The 628-nt window shown below is 50.3% G+C and carries 1 protein-coding gene; it reads left to right on the top strand.

Annotated features, from left to right (window positions below; genetic code table 11):
• The first annotated feature begins 109 nt into the window (after positions 1 to 109).
• Positions 110 to 541 carry an IS200/IS605 family transposase gene (tnpA, locus tag AC5W54_RS22525; RefSeq protein WP_495964325.1) on the top strand — a complete coding sequence of 144 codons (432 nt, stop codon included), beginning with the start codon at positions 110 to 112 and terminating at the stop codon, positions 539 to 541.
• Positions 542 to 628: the final 87 nt, after the last annotated feature.

Genomic DNA, 628 nt, shown 5'->3' with positions numbered 1-628 from the left:
TAAATAAATAAGGTAATCCCCCGGCTTTGCCGGGGGACTACCCGAGGTTTGACCGTGTGCTGCGGTCAAAGGGAACCTCCAGTCTCCGCCAAGAGATAGGATGTTCCCAATGAGAGAGTACCAGAGTCTTGCTCATACGACATGGAATTGCAGGTATCACATTGTTTTTATACCGAAGAAGCGTAAGAAAGTGATTTTCGGGAAGATACGCAAGCACCTTGGTGAGGTGTTTCATGAGCTGGCGCGGCAGAAGGAGTGCCAGATCGTGGAGGGCCACCTTATGCGTGACCATGTCCACATGTGCATCAGCATTCCACCGAAGCATTCTGTGTCACATGTGGTTGGCTACATCAAGGGGAAAAGTGCGATTTCGATAGCCAGAAATTTCATGGGAAGAGCGAAGAACTTTACTGGCGAGAGCTTCTGGGCAAGAGGTTACTTTGTTTCGACAGTCGGACTTGATGAAGACATGGTGCGTGCCTACATCCGCAACCAGGAAAAGGTGGATGAACATTATGACCAGCTCAAGTTCGGCATGTGAGGATGGCCGCCTTCAGGCGGCTCAAATTCTTGCCCCTTTGAGGGGCTAACAAAATAAAGCCCCCGGCTTTGCCGGGGGATATTTACT

This window comes from Halomonas sp. LMYGS-3 (assembly GCF_059509875.1).
The sequence above is the reverse complement of the archived record's forward strand: the minus strand, read 5'-3'. Positions and strand labels throughout refer to the sequence as shown.